Genomic DNA, 18766 nt, shown 5'->3' on the forward strand with positions numbered 1-18766 from the left:
ATTTGTTAATAGAACAACTTTATAATGAAATTGTTTTATTATTTATTTTGCTTATAATAACTGTTTATAAGCAGTTATACATCTTATGCAATTCCACAACTTAATTATAATTGATCGGTATAGAATATAAAAATAACAAATATATCAAAAGATATGATTTAAAATAGTATTTGTTGCACCTGAATTGCTAAAGATATAATTTTTAGCCTCTTTACCGGCTTTTTCTCTCAATTCGGGCTCGTTGATAAACGACTCCATCAATTTATTAAATTCATCTCTGTTTTTTATTGTAAATCCACCTCCGGTTGCGATCAGGTCGTGAGCTTCTCTGAATTTTATAAAATTGGGCCCGAAAATTACAGGAATACCATAAACAGCAGCTTCAGGAAGATTGTGTATGCCATCACCAAATCCTCCGCCTATGTATCCTATATCTGCGTAACGGTATACTGAAGCAAGCAGGCCAAAGCAGTCAATGATCATACAATCGGCATTCACTGTATCAGTGTCAGTTAAACCGGAGTATCTTTGTGAGGGGCGACTAAGCTTCTTTTCTATTTCAGTAAGATGTGACTCATCTATTTCGTGTGGTGCAATGATGAGTTTTAGGTTTGGGTGACTGTTAAAGTAATTTATAAAAATATCTTCATCAGCAGGCCATGAGCTTCCTGCTATAAAAATAATTGAGCCTTTATCAATAAATTTCTCTACTATAGGCAGGTTTACTGTCTGTTTCTGAATCTCAATTACCCTGTCTATCCTTGTATCGCCCGCTACAGTTACATTTTTTATCCCATGTTTTTGGAGTAATTTGTGTGATTCATCATCCTGTACAAAAAAGTGCGTGTATAAAGAGAGCATATTTCTGTATGGTGATCGCAATTTTTTGAAAAAGGATTGATTTTTTCGAAAAATAGCGGATACCAGATATACAGGGATTCTCCTTTGATAAATTTCATTAATATAGTTGTACCAGAACTCATATTTTATGAAGATTACCATATGAGGATTTGTAAGCTCAAGAAACCTTCTGGCATTCTTTTTTGTATCAAATGGGAGATATGTTACTATGTCGGCAAGAGGGTAGTTATACCTTACTTCATATCCCGAAGGAGAGAAAAATGTAAGTAGTATTTTATATTCCGGTTTGCTGTTTTTTATCTCTTCAATAAGAGGGCGGGCCTGTTCGAACTCGCCTAGTGAAGCAACATGAAACCATATATATTTTGCTTTTTTGTCAATCTCTTTCTCAAGCAGATTAAATACACTCTTATGTCCATCTATCATCAGCCTTGCTTTCCTCTTGAACGGAGAAACAAGGCGTATAAATAGCGACATGAAGTAAATTCCCAGGTTATACATTTTCCTGAATCTCTATTCTTTTTATAGCAGTTAGGAGTCTCTTGTTTGTCTCTTCTTTTCCAATTAATTCGGTAATGTCGAACATATGTGGACCTTTTCCTTCACCTACGATAGCTAGTCGGTATGCATTCATAATATTACCTGTGTGAAGTTCATTGGTTTTAATCCACTCCATAACGACTTTTTCCTGATTATGTGCACTGAAGTCTACCATCTGCATGTTGAGGTCTATCAACTGCTGCATATGTTCGGGTGTTTCCTTTTTCCAGCGTTTACGAACGGTTTTTTCATCGTATGTTTCGGGAGCAAGGAAGAAGAAAGAGGATTGTTCCCACAGGTCACTGACAAAGGTTGCTCTGTCCTTTACAAGTGAAACCACTTTTGATATTTTTTCCGTTGTAGAGGATATACCTTTCTCAGTCAGTAACGGTACAAAGAGTTTGGCCAGCTCTTCATCCGGCATTCTTGCTATATATTGGTGATTATACCACTTTGCCTTCTCAATATCAAATTTTGCACCACTCTTACTGCATCTCTCAAAAGAAAATGCTTCAACCAGCTCTTCAAGTGAGAATATCTCCTGCTCTGTACCGGGGTTCCAACCAAGGAATGCAAGAAAGTTTATGATTGCTTCATGTAGATAACCTTTTTCGCGATAACCTGATGAGATTTCCGAAGTCTGCGGATCTTTCCACTCAAGTGGGAATACAGGGAACCCTAATCTGTCACCATCTCTCTTGCTTAGTTTTCCTTTGCCGTCAGGTTTTAGAAGCAGAGGCAGATGAGCAAAAGAGGGCATAGTATCTTCCCATTCTAAGCTTTGATAGAGCCAAACATGCAAAGGTGCTGATGGTAACCACTCTTCACCCCTTATTACATGAGTGATTTTCATAAGGTGATCATCAACCACATTAGCAAGGTGATAGGTAGGAAGTTCATCTGCAGATTTATAAATCACCTTATCATCAAGCACAGAGGAGTTTATAACAACTTTTCCTCTTATCATATCATTTACGGTTATATCTATTCCCGGTTCAATCTTTATTCTTACAACATACTGTGTTCCGGCTGATATAAGGGCATCTGTTTCTTCTTCAGAAAGTGTCAGAGAATTTCTCATTAAATTTCTGGTAGATGCATCATATTGGAAGTTAGATATTTCAGATCTTTTTGAGTCCAGCTCCTCCGGAGTATCAAATGCAATATACGCTGCACCTTTGTCAAGAAGCTGATTTACATATTTCTTATAAATCTCTTTGCGTTCAGATTGTCTGTATGGACCATATTCGCCGCCTTTGGAAGGACTCTCATCAAAAGTCAGTCCCAGCCAGTCGAAAGTCTCCTGTATATACTCTTCTGCACCGGGTACAAACCTTGCTGAGTCGGTATCCTCGATACGAAGAATAAAATCACCACCTTTTTGTTTTGTATAAAGATAATTATATAATGCAGTGCGAACACCACCAATATGCAGCGGTCCTGTTGGACTGGGTGCAAACCTTACTCTTACTTTTTGATTCATTATTATGGATGTCGTTGAATGTGCAAAGATATGCAAAATAGATAAATTCTCAATATCAAAATATTGTCACAGATAGAATGTGGACTCATTTCCCATGTTGAAAAGAAGATCTAATATGCTCAAATTGTTCTGAAATCCAAGCTTGTCTGAGAAGACCTGGTAATATGGCCTGGTTATAAATTCAGAAGGGCGTTTAGGGTGAATAGTCTCACGCAGATCAACTAAACTTTCTGATATTTCAGTTATATAGGTTTCTGTGTAGGTTATCTCTGTCTCTATCCCTGTCAGCCTGCAGATCAATGTTCGCAGCTGTTCGTTAAAGTCATGAAGAAAAGTAATCTTTTTTTCATAAAACGGTCTAAAGTCATCCTCATAATATTGAAAAAAAGGAGTCGAGTTGTAAGCCGAAGTAATGGCATTCCAATGGAGGTGACGCCAGTTGCCATGCTCGGCAATTCGAATATCCTTCATCAATGATTTGGTGCTCTTGGGCTTCTCTATTGGAATACTAAGAGGAAGTGGACCATTTGCCCCTGCAATAATACATCTGTTGCGATATGACTGTTTCTGATAGTTGTCGTTAATCTCAATAATAGCCTTGTTGCACCTGTTAAGAGCATAGTAATACTCTATTGGCGCAAGATAGAGAGACGATAACAGGGTTACAGAAGAGGAATCCGAAGATGTCATGCTGAAACTTTAGCACTGCGGAACAGCCTGTTCCAGCGTATTTTACCTTTAAACCATGCTCTGTCTTTTTCAAGAGACAGCCAGATTAGCTGGGGCTGACCTACAATATGATCCTCTGGTACAAATCCCCATGAGCGTGAGTCGGCAGAATTATGTCTGTTGTCACCCATCATGAAATAGTAGTCATATTTAAAAGTATAGGAGTCTGACTCCTCACCATTGATGAAAACCTTACCATCACGATAAGCAAAGTCGTTGCCCTCATAATTCTTTATACATCTTTCGTATGTTGCAACCTTATAATCCAAATTACTGTCGAAAGTGATTGTTTCACCTTTTTTGGGTATCCAGAGAGGACCGTAATTATCTCTTGTCCACTGTGTATTATAGTCGAGTGGGAAATAGTAGCTTGTTCCCGGCAGTTCCCTCTCTTTTATTATTTCCCATACAAAAGGCTTCGACTCTAACTCCTCTATCATATCGTTTGTTAGTGGTATACCGAAATAGACTCTGCCATTGTTACCATTTCGAGGTTTCAGATTGAATATTGACATACTAAGGCTGTCAACATCAGCAAGGTCTTGAGAACGGGATACAATCTGTCCGTAACTGTTTTGAGTGTTGTAGTCGGCAATATTTATTCCCAGTTTACTAAATACATCAGAAGATATTATAGTTCCATCTGTATGTATCATATAGTTATGCTGTGACAGTCTGGGGTTTGGAATGTAATTGCCATCGATGAAGACAGAGTCATTTTTTAATTCTATTGTTTCACCCGGTAGCCCAATACATCTTTTTACATAGTTTTCTCTTCTGTCGACAGGACGATAGACTATATCTCCATAAGTACGTTTATCTGCACGAACACCTTCACTGCCATTTGGATGGAGTTTTGATAACAGGTAGAAATCAATTCCCTGCTGATTCAATGCAACTGTATCTCCCACGGGGAAATTGAATACAACTATGTCATTTCTTTTAACTTTACCAAATCCTTTAAGTCTGTTGTATTTCCACTGTGGCTTCTCGATGTATGACTTACCGCCGGTTACAGGCATTGTGTGCTGTGCAAGCGGAAATGAAAGAGGTGTAATTGGGGCACGGGGACCGTAACTCAGTTTGCTTACAGCCAGAAAGTCCCCAACCAAGAGTGACTTCTCAAGAGAGGATGTCGGTATTTGATAATTCTGGAAAAAGAATGTATTGATAAAATATACAGCTATTAATGCAAATACAATTGCGTCAACCCATTCCATAGTTTTACGGAAAAGATCATTTTTTGAATTCTTCCAGAATCCCCAGGGAATGAATTTGGAAATATATATATCAAGAAAAAGCAGTATGAACAGTAATACCCATGGTGATTGCGACCAGAATGAGAATAAAATGGTGAGTATTGTCCATACTACAAACCATAGCCATTGTCTGCCCGAGGCTTGTCCAAAACGTTCTTTTAGAGTCATATTCTATATTATTTGTCTTATGATTAAAGATTACCAAGCATGTCTTTCATGCCAAGAAAACCTTTCTTACCTTTTGTGAATTCAGCGGCAAGAACTGCCCCAAGGGCAAATCCCTTGCGACTTTTAGCATCATGTGTTATTTTAATGATATCTGCTTCTGATTCATAGATCACGGTGTGAATACCAGGCACCTCACCTTCGCGGAATGATTTGATTTTCAGGTCGTGGCCGGTGGAGTCAGTTGTGTTGTTATCATCTAATATCCAACCGCTTTTCCTGTCAATATTTGAAATAATGTCTTCAGCAAGAGTTATTGCAGTCCCACTGGGAGCATCCAGTTTATGTATATGATGTGTCTCTTCCATGCTTACATCATAGTCGGTAAACCTGTTCATCAGCTTAGCCAGGTAGTTGTTAAGCGCAAAAAAGAGGTTTACACCGAGACTAAAATTTGAAGCGTAGAAAAAGGTTTTTCCGTTTACCTCACACTCTTTTATTATCTCATCTAAATGCTCAAGCCAGCCTGTTGTTCCTGAAACTACCGGAACATCTGCTGCAAATGCATTTCTATAGTTGCTAAGTGCACTTTTTGGTGAAGTAAATTCAATTGCAACATCAGCACTCCTGAATGAATCGGTTTGAAATTTATCCTCTTCATTTATATCTATTGTACAAACTATCTCATGTCCTCTTTGCAGGGCTATTTTCTCAATTTCACGCCCCATCTTACCATATCCTATAAGTGCTATTTTCATTTGTTTCAATACTTTTGAGTAGCAAAAATACAAAAATTGGCCGACTTACACTATTAATGTATAAAATTGAAGAAAATTAGAGCCAACCTTGCTCTTTATACCATTGCACGGTTTTTTCAACACCCTGTTTCAACCTGTATTTGGGTTTGAAATTGATATCCTCTTTCAGAGGGGTTATGTCACATGCCCAGTTGCGTTGCTTCATTATACGATATTTGTCACTGTTGAAAGTGGATGCCTTTCCTAAAAGTGAAGCTGCTTTTTCACTTATCACTGCAGCCGGTTTTACAAGAAAAAGAGGGATTTTAAATCGTATAACATACTTCTTATTCAGAGCATCCTGCACAATTTTATTAAACTCTGTATCAGTATATATATCGCCATCAGCTACAATATATTCTTTTCTGACAATACCTTTTTCCAATAGTTTGAAGATCACATCAACCAAGTCTTCACTGTAGATAAATGTTAGTATCTGTTTTTTAAATCCAGCACCAATATCCAGACCGCTTTTAACAGCCTTCATAAGAATATAATAGTCTTTGTCTCTAGGTCCGTATACACCTGTTGGCCTGATAATCAGATAGGGAAAGTCTTTGAGTCCCTTTAGAAAGTTTTCTGCTTTCAGTTTACTTTTTCCATATGCTGTGGTAGGGTTTGGTATATGATCGTTTTTTAAAGGGGTGTAGCCAAACTCATCTCCTGAACCCATTACACTCAAAGAACTCATCAATACAAAGGCCTCCGGAACAGCATCAATTTCTATCAGGGATTCTGCTAAATTGCGTGTCTGTATGTAGTTGACATTATCGAAATCTGATTTACGGATAGCTTTTGTTAAACCTGCAATGTGAATAATATAATCGAACTTTCCATGCTTTTCAGCCAGATCTGTTAACTGATTCTTGAGACTGTTTTTATTTGAGCAATCAAGGAAGGCAAACTGAATGCGACTGTCTGTCAAATACTTTCGACTACTGCTGCTTCTAATGCCTGCCCAGGTATCATATCCCAGTTCAATTGCTTTGTCAACTGCCGTGCTTCCGATAAAACCGCTGGCTCCGGTTATAAGTACCTTTTTTTTGATCATCTGTTTCATCTTAACTATTGCAAAAATAGCAATTACCTAATGATTTAAAAGTAGTGTTATTGCGAATTTTTTATTACTTTGCATAACTAAAACAGTGTTTGGATTGTTTTAGTATCAATTGGAATCTAAATCAAAAAGAATTATGAGTAAAAAAGCAGCCTCGCAGGAACCTTTATCAAAACCGAGAAAAAAAGATTTAACCGTATTAATTACTGACTTCCTGACAGAGAATAAAGATAAACAATTTAACTATAAGCAAATTGCTGCAGCTTTAAATGTTAAAGGAGAGGATGGTAGGAGAGTACTTATTAAGGTGCTTGATAAACTGCGTGATGATGATATTATTCTTGAATCATCAAGAGGCAGGTATAGAATAAATAACAGAGGATTGATCCTTGATGGACGGTTTGAAAGGAGAAGCAACGGAAAGAATTTCTTTGTTCCGGACGACGATGGTAATATTATATATATCCCTGAGCGAAACAGCAAGCATGCGATGAATGGTGACCGGGTTCGTATACAGCTTCTTGCAAAAAGAAAACGTGCCGATACCGAAGGTGCAGTGATTGAGATTCTTGAACGTGCTCAGAGCAGATTTGTAGGTGTTCTGGAGGTGCAGAGACATTTTGCTTTTCTTGTAATGGATAGCAAGTATCTCTCTAACGATATATTTATCCCTAAAGAAGAGCTCAGAGGTGCAAAGAATGGGGATAAGGTGGTAGTAGAAATTGTTGAATGGCCGGAGAAAGCTAATAATCCTGTTGGTAAGGTCATAGATATTTTGGGTGTACCTGGGCAGAATGATACAGAGATGCATGCTATTTTAGCTCAATATGATCTTCCATATAAGTATCCTGAAAATATTGAAAAATATGCTGACACAATTTCGGATAAAATTGATAGGAATGAGATATCCAGAAGAGAAGACTTCAGGGATGTGTTTACTATAACTATCGACCCTAAAGATGCAAAGGATTTTGATGATGCTATCTCCTTCAGGCAGTTGGCTCCAAATCTCTGGGAGGTTGGGGTGCATATTGCTGATGTAACTCATTATGTAAAACCGGGCGATCTTGTTGATGTAGAAGCTGAGAAAAGAGCAACCTCAGTCTATCTTGTTGATCGTACAATTCCAATGCTGCCAGAGAGGTTAAGCAACGGTTTGTGTTCTCTCAGACCAAATGAGGAGAAATTATGTTTCTCTGTCATATTCAATATGAACGATAAGGCTGAGGTTAAAAAGTCAAGAATAGCAAGAACTGTAATAAAATCAGATAGCCGACTTACATATGAGGAAGCACAAACAGTTATTGAAACAGGTAAAGGTGCTTTTGCAACAGAAATACTCAAGCTTAATGATCTCGCAAAGCAGTTGCGTGATAGAAGATTTGCCAATGGGGCAATAAATTTCGAGAGATATGAGGTTAAATTTAATCTTGATGAAAAGGGTAAACCTCTTGGAGTATTCTTCAAGGAGTCTAAAGAGGCAAATCACCTGATTGAGGAGCTGATGCTTCTTGCAAACAAAACTGTTGCAGAAGTTATAGGCAAGGTACCTAAAGATAAAAAAGCCAAGGCATTTGTTTACAGGGTACATGATGTTCCTGACCCTGAGAAGCTGGATACGTTTAATGCTTTTATTCTACGCTTTGGTCATAAGATGAAAACATCAGGAACAAAAACAGAAGTTGCAAAAAGTCTGAACTCCGTACTTGATAAAGTGCAGGGACGCCCTGAAGAGAATCTTGTGGAAACTATTGCAATTCGAACAATGTCAAAGGCTATCTACTCTACAAAGAATGTAGGACATTATGGTCTGGCATTTGACTATTACACACATTTCACTTCTCCTATACGAAGGTATCCTGATATGCTTGTTCATAGATTACTTGAGAGATACCTAAATGGTGGTAAGAGTGCAGATCAGAATACACTTGAGGCTCAAAGTAAACATTGTTCTGATATGGAACAGGTTGCAGCAAATGCTGAACGTGATTCAATAAAATATAAGCAGGTAGAGTTTATGTCCGACAAGCTCGGTAAGGTTTATGATGGAGTAGTATCAGGAGTTACGGAGTGGGGGATATATGTTGAGATCAACGAAAATAAATGTGAGGGAATGATTCCGATCAGGGAGCTGGACGATGATTTCTATGAACTGGATGAAAAGAATTACAGGCTGGTAGGGCGTCGTACCAGAAGAGAATACAGACTCGGGCAACCTGTTACAATCAAAGTTGCAAAAGCAAATCTAGAACGCAGGCAACTGGACTTTATCTTTGCGAATTGATCAGTTTTTTAAAAATAGTGGTCTTTCCAAAAGCGTGTTGGAAAAATACTGGTCCGGTGAACTCTTTCTTTTCCCACTCAGCAGGGTTATTGAGGTTGGGAAATGGTGACAGGTAATATTTACGGTCGCTGTTGTCAACTATCAGATAACCTCCTGCTTTAATGTGGGGAATGGCTCTTTTTATGCATGAATTTCTTGCTCGCCCATCAACAACAATTATATCGAAATATCCTTTTTCGTAACTATCTATTGACCTGACATAATCCTCATATGAAAGTCCTGATGAATTTTTTTCTTTTGAAGCAAAATCATCAGGATTTTCCGGATCTAACTTATTGAAATAATCAACCGGTTTACCCTCAATTCCTATTAGTGAAGCATTATTAAGCTTGAGCTCCTTAATCTTCTTTTGAAGTGAATTCAACCAGTATATATCGTGCTCAACTGATATCACCTCTTTGCATCTGATAGCAAAAAATATTGTTGATCCTCCTGAACCCCATTCAAAAACTCTCATACTTTTATTGCATATCTTTTCAAGGAACTTTATAGCATCATAGGTAATCCATGGTAAACCCAGACTTAAAGTGCTTTCACCCGATTTCTTATCTCTATGCCATCTCCTGTACTGTTTGATATGAGATAATGTTCTGTTTTCGATCGCAAATTGAGCAGCAAAGCGTATGAATAGTAATGAGTCCTTCATTTTCTTTTCTTTTTTAGGTTAGAGAACCAGTTTTCAACCTCCTCTGACATTTCGAGCTTTATTATTCTACATAAAAGTATATATAACCCCCCTGTAATTATGGCATTTGTGATAATGTAAAGTACACTGCTTTGTATACCATTTGTAACCAGATAGGATATTCCTGAGCAGATTAATGCAACTACCATGTATGGAAGCATATCTTTTAAAAATTGTATAGAACTATAGCTTATAAGTCTCCCGGATAAAGTAGCCGAAATAAGTAATGTAATAATAATATAGATCACCCAGCTACTTGCCAGAGCCATTAATCCATGAGGGAGTAGCAATATTATCAGAATAATTAAAATAAAAGTCTTAATGATTTCTACTCCAAGGAAATAAGCTGATTTCTCCTTAGCAATAAACAATTCGTTGAAAATAAACACAAATGGTGAAAGCATTCCAGCCAGCGTTAGTACTCTGAAATAAGGAACTGCTTCGAGCCACTTCTCTTTAAAGAACAGGAAAAACAGTGACTCTGCTGTAATAATCATTATCATTCCTACCGGAAATGTGATAAAAGAGATGGATTTCATCATTTTGCTCATTACTCTTTTCATCCTCTCACTGTCTCTGTTTACCTCGGATAGTATAAGCATTGCTACAGAGCGAAAAGTATTTGACATGGTAAGAAAGGGGATATCCTGATATTTTTTTGCCTGATTAAAATATGCTACGTGATTCATTGGATAAAACATTGCAATTAAGCTGGGGTAAATATTATTAGCAAGTGTGGAGATCGAGTTCGATGCAAGTAGTTTACTACTGAAGGAGAAGAATGCTGTTAGACTTTTCTTGCTAAAACTTGTTTTTGGACGCCAGCTTGAGTATAACCAAAGGAAGATAGTACGTAGAAGTGTATATATTAGTGTCTGCGCTACCAAAGCCCAAACTCCATAGTTGTAAATAGCCATAATTACCGCAACAATATCAGCAATGAGCAATGCAAACAGATTAATTTTGGACAGTCCTTTGAAATCTGCTTTTTTTGTTAGCAAAGTTTGGTGAATTAGTCCTAAAGCATTTAATATTATTGAGATAAATAGTACTCTTGCTACAACTGTTATTTCAGGAGTATTGAAAAGATTTCCCAGAAATGGTGCAGTGATAAATAATATCAGATACAATAAAATACCCAGTGTTATATTAAAAATAAAAACTGTTGAGTAATCAGTATCTGTGAGGTTGTGCCTGTTAAGCAAAGCCCTCCCGAAACCACTATCTATAAGTATTGAGGAAAAAGCTATAAATATTGCAAGTGAACCAATCATCCCATATTCTCTTGCACTGATAATATTCATCAGGATCAGCATACTCACAAAATTTAGGAGCTGCTGTCCAAACTTATCAATAAAACTCCAGAAAAGGGACAGAATAGTTTTACTCTTAAGTGAAGATTCCGTCATGAGAGGTTATATATTGCAAATTACTCATGCAAAAGTAGTCAATTTTTCCAGAACTGGTATGTTGAAAGTAATTGGGAATTCAATTAAATGCATTTTATACAGTGTCAAATCAAACATATCTTTGTATTTTTGATATAGGTGTCATGGAGTTAATTTTAGAAGACCAATTGGCCCGGAATATATTTAATAAACTATGACTTTTTCAGAAGAGATAAAAAAAGAGGCTTTGAGACTGGGATTTGATGCATGCGGTATTTGCCGTGCTACTGATACCGGTGAAGAAGAACGATATATGAAATGGTTAGCTGGAAATCATCATGCAACCATGAGTTATATGGAGCGGAATATAGAAAAGAGGCTTGATCCAAGGTTGCTTGTAGATGGTGCAAAATCTATTATTTCTGTTGCACTAAATTATTACCCTCACCAAAAACAGCCCACTTATGCTCCTCAATTTGCCTATTATGCCTATGGGAAAGATTATCATGATGTTGTAAAGGATAAGCTCAAGCTACTATTTGAGTTTATAAAACAGACATATACTGATGTTACAGGTAGATATTTTTCAGACTCAGCTCCTGTTTTGGAAAGATTTTGGGCTGCACAGGCAGGTATAGGATTTGTAGGTAAGAATACTTTGTTGATAATCCCCGGGAAAGGTTCTTTTTTCTTTCTGGGTGAGCTGATTATTGATATTGAACTGGATTATGATTCACCTATTCCTGAAAATTGTGGAAGTTGTACTCGTTGTATTGATGCATGTCCTACAGGAGCTATAGAAAAACCTTTTCTGGTAAATGCCAATAAGTGTATTTCATATCAAACTATCGAGAACAGAGGTGAAATATCTGCGGAAGTTGCTCCCAAACTGAAAAACTATGTCTTTGGTTGTGATATTTGTCAGAAAGTGTGTCCATGGAACAGAATGTCAACTCCTCACAACACAGATGAGTTTATGCCATCGGAAGAGTTTATGGAACTTGATTTAACTAAACTGATAGGTATGAATGAGAAAGAGTATCAACATCTTTTTAGAGGTTCAGCTGTAAAAAGGACGAAGTTTGCAGGATTAAAACGAAACGTTAATGCTATTTCCAAAAACCGTAATAAATAACTATTTTTGTATTAATAAATAGAATGGGAGATAATTTCGATATACATAGCAGAAGTAATTTTCAGGAGACAGATAGTGACTTTGAAATGACCTTACGTCCTTTGACCTTCACAGGATTCAAAGGGCAGAATAAGATTGTTGAAAATCTGGAAATATTTGTTAGTGCCGCACGCATGCGCGGTGAGTCTCTTGATCATGTATTGCTTCATGGACCTCCCGGACTTGGAAAAACTACACTTGCAAATATAATTGCTAACGAGTTGGGTGTTGGCTTTAAGATTTCATCAGGGCCTGTGCTTGATAAACCCGGTGATCTTGCCGGGATATTAACCTCTCTTGAAGAGAACGATGTACTTTTTATTGATGAAATACATCGCTTATCACCTGTTGTTGAAGAGTATCTGTATAGTGCAATGGAGGATTACCGAATTGATATATTAATAGATAAAGGACCAAGTGCACGCTCAATACAAATTGATCTCAACCCATTTACATTGGTGGGTGCCACTACAAGAAGCGGTTTGCTTACAAGTCCTTTAAGAGCTAGATTCGGTATCAATATGCACCTTGAATATTATGATTCTGCTACACTCACCGGTATTGTACTCAGGTCTGCAGATATTCTCAAGATCAAATGTGAGATAAATGCTGCTGAAGAAATTGCATCAAGAAGTAGAGGTACACCACGAATTGCCAATGCTTTATTACGACGAGTACGTGACTTTGCACAGGTAAAAGGTAACGGGTCTATAGACAAATCTATTTCAACTTATGCTTTAGAGGCTCTTAATATTGATAAGTATGGTCTGGATGAGATAGATAATAAGATACTTCTTACAATCATTGATAAATTTAAAGGAGGTCCTGTTGGTATTACTACAATAGCAACAGCTGTTGGTGATGATCCCGGTACCATAGAGGAGGTGTATGAACCCTATCTGATTAAAGAGGGTTTTATAAAACGTACACCGCGTGGAAGAGAAGTTACTGAACTTGCTTACCAGCACTTGGGTAGAAAAAGAGCCGGCAATGAACAGGGGTTACTTTTCTGACAATTAATTAATGTAATACTGATAGACGGAAACTAACTACCGAAAACTAATACTTTGCAATTCTGATTGAAGCTTTCTGATTCTTGATCTTTAGCTATCTGATTGCTAATTTATAGATATCCAATAATTTATTTAAAGCTTACTGAATATTAATTCCAACTGCAGACTTCCTGCTCTCTTATCCAAAATAGTAGCAGTAGGCCACATCAGGTTTTGAATCTTGGTAAGCACTTGCTGAGTTGAATAGCCCTGTTGTACATTGGTATATGTAGCATCAACCGGAATAAGATAATAAGTCAGATCATAAGGTTCACCATCAAACTCCTGGTTATAATAATTTATCATCGACGATATATTGTTAAACTTGTATGAGTAGGTAGAGGGATCAAACTTTTCAGAAAGAAAGCTTGTGACATTATCTCTTAATTTCCTGTTTTCAAAAAATCCATTTAAAGAGTCTTTGTTAATCAATAGAAGATAATCAGGCGGACTCAATTTCACCATACCCTTTTCTGATTCATCTGGTAAAGCATAAACTGTGAAGTTTACGAGATTTAGAGCCATCGACTGCAGATTATCATGAACCTGAGATATTGGGAATACAATCTCGGTGTTTACTCCTGCAGGGCTTTTTATATAGGTGACATCTGAGTTATCAGCCAGCAGCTCTTCATTATTGCTCTTAATGTGGTTAATCTGTCTAACCTCAGGAGTATTGTTCAATTTGAATACATCTGTTCGGATAGTATCCTGATTTGTTGAAGAACCTTTTTCATCCAGATAGTGGTAATGTACAAGCAGTGACGTAAGATCAGCGCTTATAATAGTACTGTTACCAAAGCTGGTGGTAAAATATAGTCCCGGGAAATACTCCCTGAAAGTATCAGTGTCTGACAATTTACCATGACCAGCTTTATTATATTCTTCCAGAAAACTTTCCCCTATAGTCTTTGGTAAATCAACATTTATGAAATATTCTGTATATGTGACAGTAGTGAAATCATCTGCTGTATATGATTTAGTCCTGTATGTAGAGTTTTTTCCTGTGAAGCTTTGCACTCCAAGAGGAGCAGTCATATCAGCAAACTGTTCCGGATCAATATGAGTAAAGTCATTGGTTCCTTTCAGAGATTTCGTAACCTCATATACAGACAACGACATAGGAGCAATAGAGTCTCCAATCAAAGAAGTGTAAGATATTTCCACACTCACGGAGTCTATCACAGCCCCATCTTTGAATTCCAATCCTTTTGGAAGATAAAACTCAGCTATATATTCAGACTTAATAGAACCGAATACCGGATCCGCATATTCTCCAAGTACAGGGTAATTAGTTTTACCAAAAACTGAGTCAACCTGAACAGTACGTGCCTGCAACTGTAAAGTGTCAATACCTACAGTCAGTCTGTCTTTATCAGGCTGAATGGAGAATCCTATTTGATCTAAATTGTCGTTACAAGAGAAAGCGAGTATTGCGACAAAGGTTATTGTAAATAACTTATATATTGTTTTGAGCTTCATTAGTTTCAAAATATTATTTCAACGCCGCAAATATCCAAAAAAATAATGTGATTTAAAAACGGAAAATAGCTTTCTTTCAATTTTTAAATATAATTGTGTATAGGGGAAACTAAATAAGTTTTAGTTAAGAGTTGGATTCTCAATCAGCAATCTTGTTATAGAAGGCCTCAATCTCATCAACACTCTTCTCAAAATCGGGCTGATAAGGTAGAAAATCGACCTTCTCAGTTTCAAGATACTTAGTAATTTCCGGATCAATATCTTTACTTCCAAGAACAACGCCATCTGAATAATCAACGGCCAGCTTGATAAGATTTTGATAATCCATCACTCCTCTGCTTTTTATCTTTTCAATTTCGGCATCGCCAATTCCTTCAAACCGGAGCTTGTGGGCTACTTCCTTACTGAAAGGCTTTTTAAAGGTTTCATCATAAATAGAGTATACTATCTTTGTATCTTTGAAGCATGGGTCATCTTTATACCCTTTCTTGACATATAGAGGTGCTAATCCGCTAAACCATCCGTGACAATGAATAATATCCGGAACCCAGCGTAACTTTTTGATAGTTTCCATTACTCCACGCACAAAGAAGATACTTCTCTCCTCATTGTCGTCATACTCCTCTCCATTCTTGTCAACCAGTGTTTCTCTATTCTGAAAATAATCCTCGTTGTCAATAAAATAGACCTGCATACGTGCAGACTGAATAGATGCAACCTTGATAATCAAAGAGTTGTCTGAATCGTCAATAATGAGGTTCATTCCTGAAAGTCGTATAACTTCATGAAGTTGATTCCTGCGTTCATTTATATTGCCATATTTAGGCATAAATGCACGAATCTCCATGCCTTTCTCCTGAATGGCCTGGGGTAAAAATCGTGAAGTATTCGAGATTGGTGTTTCATCTACATAAGGGTAGATTTCCTGTGAAATGTATAAAATTTTTTTCTGAGACATGAAGCTAATTATCTTAATTTGAGTACAAAGATAATAAAAAAAATCCACATAAATACAAAATAAAAATGGGCAAAAGTTGTAAGATGCACATAATGAGACGAATAACCGAATTTACGTCTATTCTTTAGAGTGAAATAATGCAAATTATTTTCTATATGTGCCAATTATTTTGTTGCTTTGCACTCTAAATTGCGGGTGATGAAAATTATAGATACAATATCCGAACTAGAGAATCAACTACAGGGTTATCGACATAAGGGAGAAACAATTGGTTTAGTACCTACTATGGGTGCCTTGCATCAAGGTCATGCCTCATTAGTAGAGAGATGTGTAGCAGACAATAAAATAAGTATTGTAAGTTTGTTTGTGAATCCCACACAGTTTAATAATAAAGAGGATTTGAAACATTATCCCAGAACCCCTGAAAAGGACCACGAATTACTGGAAAGATTGGGGGTTGATTATGTTTTTTCACCTTCTGTTGAAGAGATGTATCCTGAAGAAGATCAACGAGTATTTGATTTTGGTCAGCTTGATAAAGTAATGGAGGGAGAATTCAGACCCGGCCATTTTAATGGTGTGGCCCAAATTGTAAGCAAGTTGTTTGACATTGTAAAGCCGGACAATGCTTATTTTGGAGAAAAAGACTTCCAGCAACTTGCAATCGTAAAAGATATGGTAAGGCAGTTGCAGATGCCGGTAAATATAATCGGTATGCCTATTGTGCGTGAAAGCAGCGGATTAGCAATGAGTAGCCGCAATCAACGTCTTTCAGAAGAACAGAAGAAGAATGCCTCAGAGGTTTACAAAGTGTTAAATGAAAGTAAGCTTATGATTGATAAGTTTATACCTTATGAACTGATTAATTATGTTTCAGAAAGTATAAACAAAGTCTCCGGTTTAAAGGTAGAATACTTTCAGATAGTTGATGGAGATAATCTTCAGCCGGTAACATCATGGAGTGACTCCGATTACATTGTGGGCTGTATTGCCCTGTTTTGCGGAGAGGTAAGATTAATAGATAATATCAGATACAAATAAATAATATGCAGGTAGAAATTTTAAAATCAAAAATACATAGAGCAACAGTAACAGACGCCAACCTGAATTATGAAGGTAGCATAACGATTGACGAAGACTTAATTGATGCAGCCAATATGTTTATTCATGAGAAGGTGGCAATAGTTAACAATAATAACGGTGAACGATTTGAGACCTATATTATTCGCGGAGAGCGTGGATCAGGAATCGTATGTCTTAATGGTGCGGCAGCACGCAAAGTTCAAAAGGGAGATATAATTATAATAATGAGTTATGCCACTATACCATTTGAGGAGGCAAAGAGTTTCACTCCTACCGTAATAAATCTTGACGGAAAAACGAATCAGATTAAAAAATAAATTTAAGCATAATATCAACCGTCAGCTACAGATGTAACTGGCGGTTTTTAATTGATAAACGTGTATACCAACAAACACATTTTTAAAATCAGTGCTCCTATATTTCTCAGTCTTTTGACTCAGAACCTGATTCAGGTAGTAGATACTGCCTTTCTGGGAAGAGTAGGAGAGGTTGAGCTTGGTGCTTCTGCTTTAGCCGGAGTAATCTATATAGCAATTTACACTCTCGGTTTTGGATTCAGCATGGGTAGTCAGATCCTTATTGGAAGGCGAAACGGAGAGAAAAACTACAATAAAATTGGTGATATAGTTATACAGGGTTCTATTTTCCTTTTAATCCCGGCAATAGTACTGATTCCTATTTTAAGATATGGTGCTGTTAACTGGATTCCCCAATTATTTCAGTCAGCAGATGTCTCCGGTGCAGTAACAGAATATCTTGAATGGCGTCTGTTTGGACTAATATTTGCGTTTGTCAATCTGATGTTTCGTGCATTTTATATTGGAATTGCACGTACCAAAATACTAACAATAAATGCTGCTGTGATGGCAGTTGTTAACATCATATTTGATTATGGTCTTATCTTTGGAAATTTAGGAATGCCCGAAATGGGCATTGCCGGGGCAGCAATAGCTTCAGTAATAGCAGAACTTGCATCAACCCTGTTTTTTATTATATATACAACGAAGACAATAGATCTGGTTAAATATGGATTTGTTAAGATAAGATTGCAATGGTCAGTAATAAAAAAAACATTGGATATTTCCATTTTCATGATGGTACAATATCTTTTCTCAATCTCCACCTGGTTTGTTTTCTTCATGCTTATTGAAAATTATATGGGAGAGAGATCACTTGCAGTTACAAACATTGTTCGTAGTTTCTATACAATTTTCACTATACCATCGCACGCTATAGGCTCAAGTACAAGTACTATGGTAAGCAATACAATTGGAGCCGGCAGACATCATGAAGTTCCAAACCTTATTAAACGGCTATCAATGATTAGTCTGGGAGTAATGATAATCTTCATTTCAATTCTTGTTGCTTTCCCAAAATTAATGATAAAAATCTACACCGATAATCCTTCCTTGATCGCAGATACAGTTGTACCTCTTTACGTTATGATATCATCACTGCCTATTTATAGTTTAGGCACTGTCCTGTTTAGTTCGGTATCCGGGACCGGAAATACTCGCACAGCACTTAAATTTGAAATGATAACTCTTCTGTTTTATGTAGCCTATATGTGGTTCATAATTGTTTATATAAGAGCCTCGGTAGCTGCTGCGTGGACAACCGAACATGTATATTGGTTCATGCTCATGACACTCTCATTTTTTTATATCAGAAGTGGGAAATGGAAAGAAAAAGAGATATAACAGCCCTAC

The 18766-nt window shown here is 37.0% G+C and carries 16 protein-coding genes; 6 read left to right on the forward strand and 10 right to left on the reverse strand.

What is annotated here, in order from left to right; genetic code table 11:
• Positions 1–144: 144 nt before the first annotated feature.
• The 6 genes from PHO43_RS01970 to PHO43_RS01995 form a co-directional block, all read right to left on the reverse strand.
• A complete protein-coding gene (locus PHO43_RS01970; RefSeq protein ID WP_045090287.1) occupies positions 145–1362 on the reverse strand; it encodes a 3-deoxy-D-manno-octulosonic acid transferase in 1218 nt (405 codons plus the stop codon).
• Positions 1355–2884 (reverse strand): glutamate--tRNA ligase, encoded by a 1530-nt coding sequence (gltX, locus tag PHO43_RS01975; protein ID WP_045090286.1) that lies wholly within the window; start codon positions 2882–2884, stop codon positions 1355–1357. Before gltX ends, PHO43_RS01970 begins: the two co-directional genes overlap by 8 nt.
• Before the next feature lie 66 nt (positions 2885–2950).
• Positions 2951–3574, reverse strand: coding sequence for a WbqC family protein (locus PHO43_RS01980; RefSeq protein WP_045090285.1), 624 nt, complete (start codon positions 3572–3574; stop codon positions 2951–2953).
• Positions 3571–5040 (reverse strand): signal peptidase I, encoded by a 1470-nt coding sequence (gene lepB, locus PHO43_RS01985; RefSeq protein ID WP_288011111.1) that lies wholly within the window; start codon positions 5038–5040, stop codon positions 3571–3573. The genes PHO43_RS01980 and lepB overlap by 4 nt, the downstream gene beginning before the upstream one ends.
• Positions 5041–5063: 23 nt before the next feature.
• Positions 5064–5795, reverse strand: coding sequence for a 4-hydroxy-tetrahydrodipicolinate reductase (gene dapB / locus PHO43_RS01990; RefSeq protein ID WP_045090283.1), 732 nt, complete (start codon positions 5793–5795; stop codon positions 5064–5066).
• Between the two features lie 76 nt (positions 5796–5871).
• Complete coding sequence (locus PHO43_RS01995; protein ID WP_288009398.1) at positions 5872–6885, reverse strand: NAD-dependent epimerase/dehydratase family protein; 1014 nt, start codon at positions 6883–6885, stop codon at positions 5872–5874.
• Positions 6886–7027: 142 nt separating this feature from the next.
• Between PHO43_RS01995 and rnr the strand changes: the two genes are divergently transcribed.
• Positions 7028–9175, forward strand: a complete 2148-nt coding sequence (gene rnr / locus PHO43_RS02000; protein WP_045090282.1) for a ribonuclease R — start codon at positions 7028–7030, stop codon at positions 9173–9175.
• On the opposite strand, the gene PHO43_RS02005 is transcribed toward rnr, so the two are convergent.
• Both PHO43_RS02005 and PHO43_RS02010 read right to left on the reverse strand, forming a co-directional pair.
• Positions 9159–9881 (reverse strand): O-methyltransferase, encoded by a 723-nt coding sequence (locus PHO43_RS02005; RefSeq protein ID WP_052673209.1) that lies wholly within the window; start codon positions 9879–9881, stop codon positions 9159–9161. The genes rnr and PHO43_RS02005 overlap by 17 nt on opposite strands.
• Positions 9878–11329: a lipopolysaccharide biosynthesis protein gene (locus PHO43_RS02010; protein ID WP_045090281.1), complete on the reverse strand. Its 1452-nt coding sequence runs from the start codon at positions 11327–11329 to the stop codon at positions 9878–9880. The genes PHO43_RS02005 and PHO43_RS02010 overlap by 4 nt, the downstream gene beginning before the upstream one ends.
• A gap of 193 nt (positions 11330–11522) precedes the next feature.
• Between PHO43_RS02010 and queG the strand changes: the two genes are divergently transcribed.
• Both queG and ruvB read left to right on the forward strand, forming a co-directional pair.
• Positions 11523–12443 (forward strand): tRNA epoxyqueuosine(34) reductase QueG, encoded by a 921-nt coding sequence (gene queG, locus PHO43_RS02015; protein ID WP_288011114.1) that lies wholly within the window; start codon positions 11523–11525, stop codon positions 12441–12443.
• A 23-nt stretch (positions 12444–12466) separates the two neighbouring features.
• Positions 12467–13495, forward strand: coding sequence for a Holliday junction branch migration DNA helicase RuvB (ruvB, locus tag PHO43_RS02020; RefSeq protein ID WP_288009404.1), 1029 nt, complete (start codon positions 12467–12469; stop codon positions 13493–13495).
• A 132-nt stretch (positions 13496–13627) separates the two neighbouring features.
• Here the strand turns inward: ruvB and PHO43_RS02025 are convergent, their stop codons facing one another.
• Both PHO43_RS02025 and PHO43_RS02030 read right to left on the reverse strand, forming a co-directional pair.
• A complete protein-coding gene (locus PHO43_RS02025; RefSeq protein WP_045090278.1) occupies positions 13628–15016 on the reverse strand; it encodes a DUF4270 domain-containing protein in 1389 nt (462 codons plus the stop codon).
• A 139-nt stretch (positions 15017–15155) separates the two neighbouring features.
• On the reverse strand, positions 15156–15974 hold the full coding sequence (locus PHO43_RS02030; RefSeq protein WP_045090277.1) for a glycogen/starch synthase: 819 nt from the start codon (positions 15972–15974) through the stop codon (positions 15156–15158).
• 198 nt (positions 15975–16172) lie between these two features.
• Here PHO43_RS02030 and panC point away from each other — a divergent pair, with 198 nt between their 5' ends.
• The 3 genes from panC to PHO43_RS02045 are packed head-to-tail and all read left to right on the forward strand — an operon-like array spanning position 16173 to position 18757.
• A complete protein-coding gene (gene panC, locus PHO43_RS02035) occupies positions 16173–17015 on the forward strand; it encodes a pantoate--beta-alanine ligase (protein WP_288011116.1) in 843 nt (280 codons plus the stop codon).
• Positions 17016–17020: 5 nt separating this feature from the next.
• A complete protein-coding gene (gene panD / locus PHO43_RS02040) occupies positions 17021–17374 on the forward strand; it encodes an aspartate 1-decarboxylase (RefSeq protein WP_045090275.1) in 354 nt (117 codons plus the stop codon).
• Positions 17375–17434: 60 nt separating this feature from the next.
• Positions 17435–18757 carry an MATE family efflux transporter gene (locus PHO43_RS02045; protein ID WP_074010689.1) on the forward strand — a complete coding sequence of 441 codons (1323 nt, stop codon included), beginning with the start codon at positions 17435–17437 and terminating at the stop codon, positions 18755–18757.
• Positions 18758–18766 lie beyond the last annotated feature (9 nt).

This window comes from Lascolabacillus sp. (genome assembly GCF_028696275.1).
GTDB lineage: Bacteria > Bacteroidota > Bacteroidia > Bacteroidales > Dysgonomonadaceae > Proteiniphilum > Proteiniphilum massiliensis.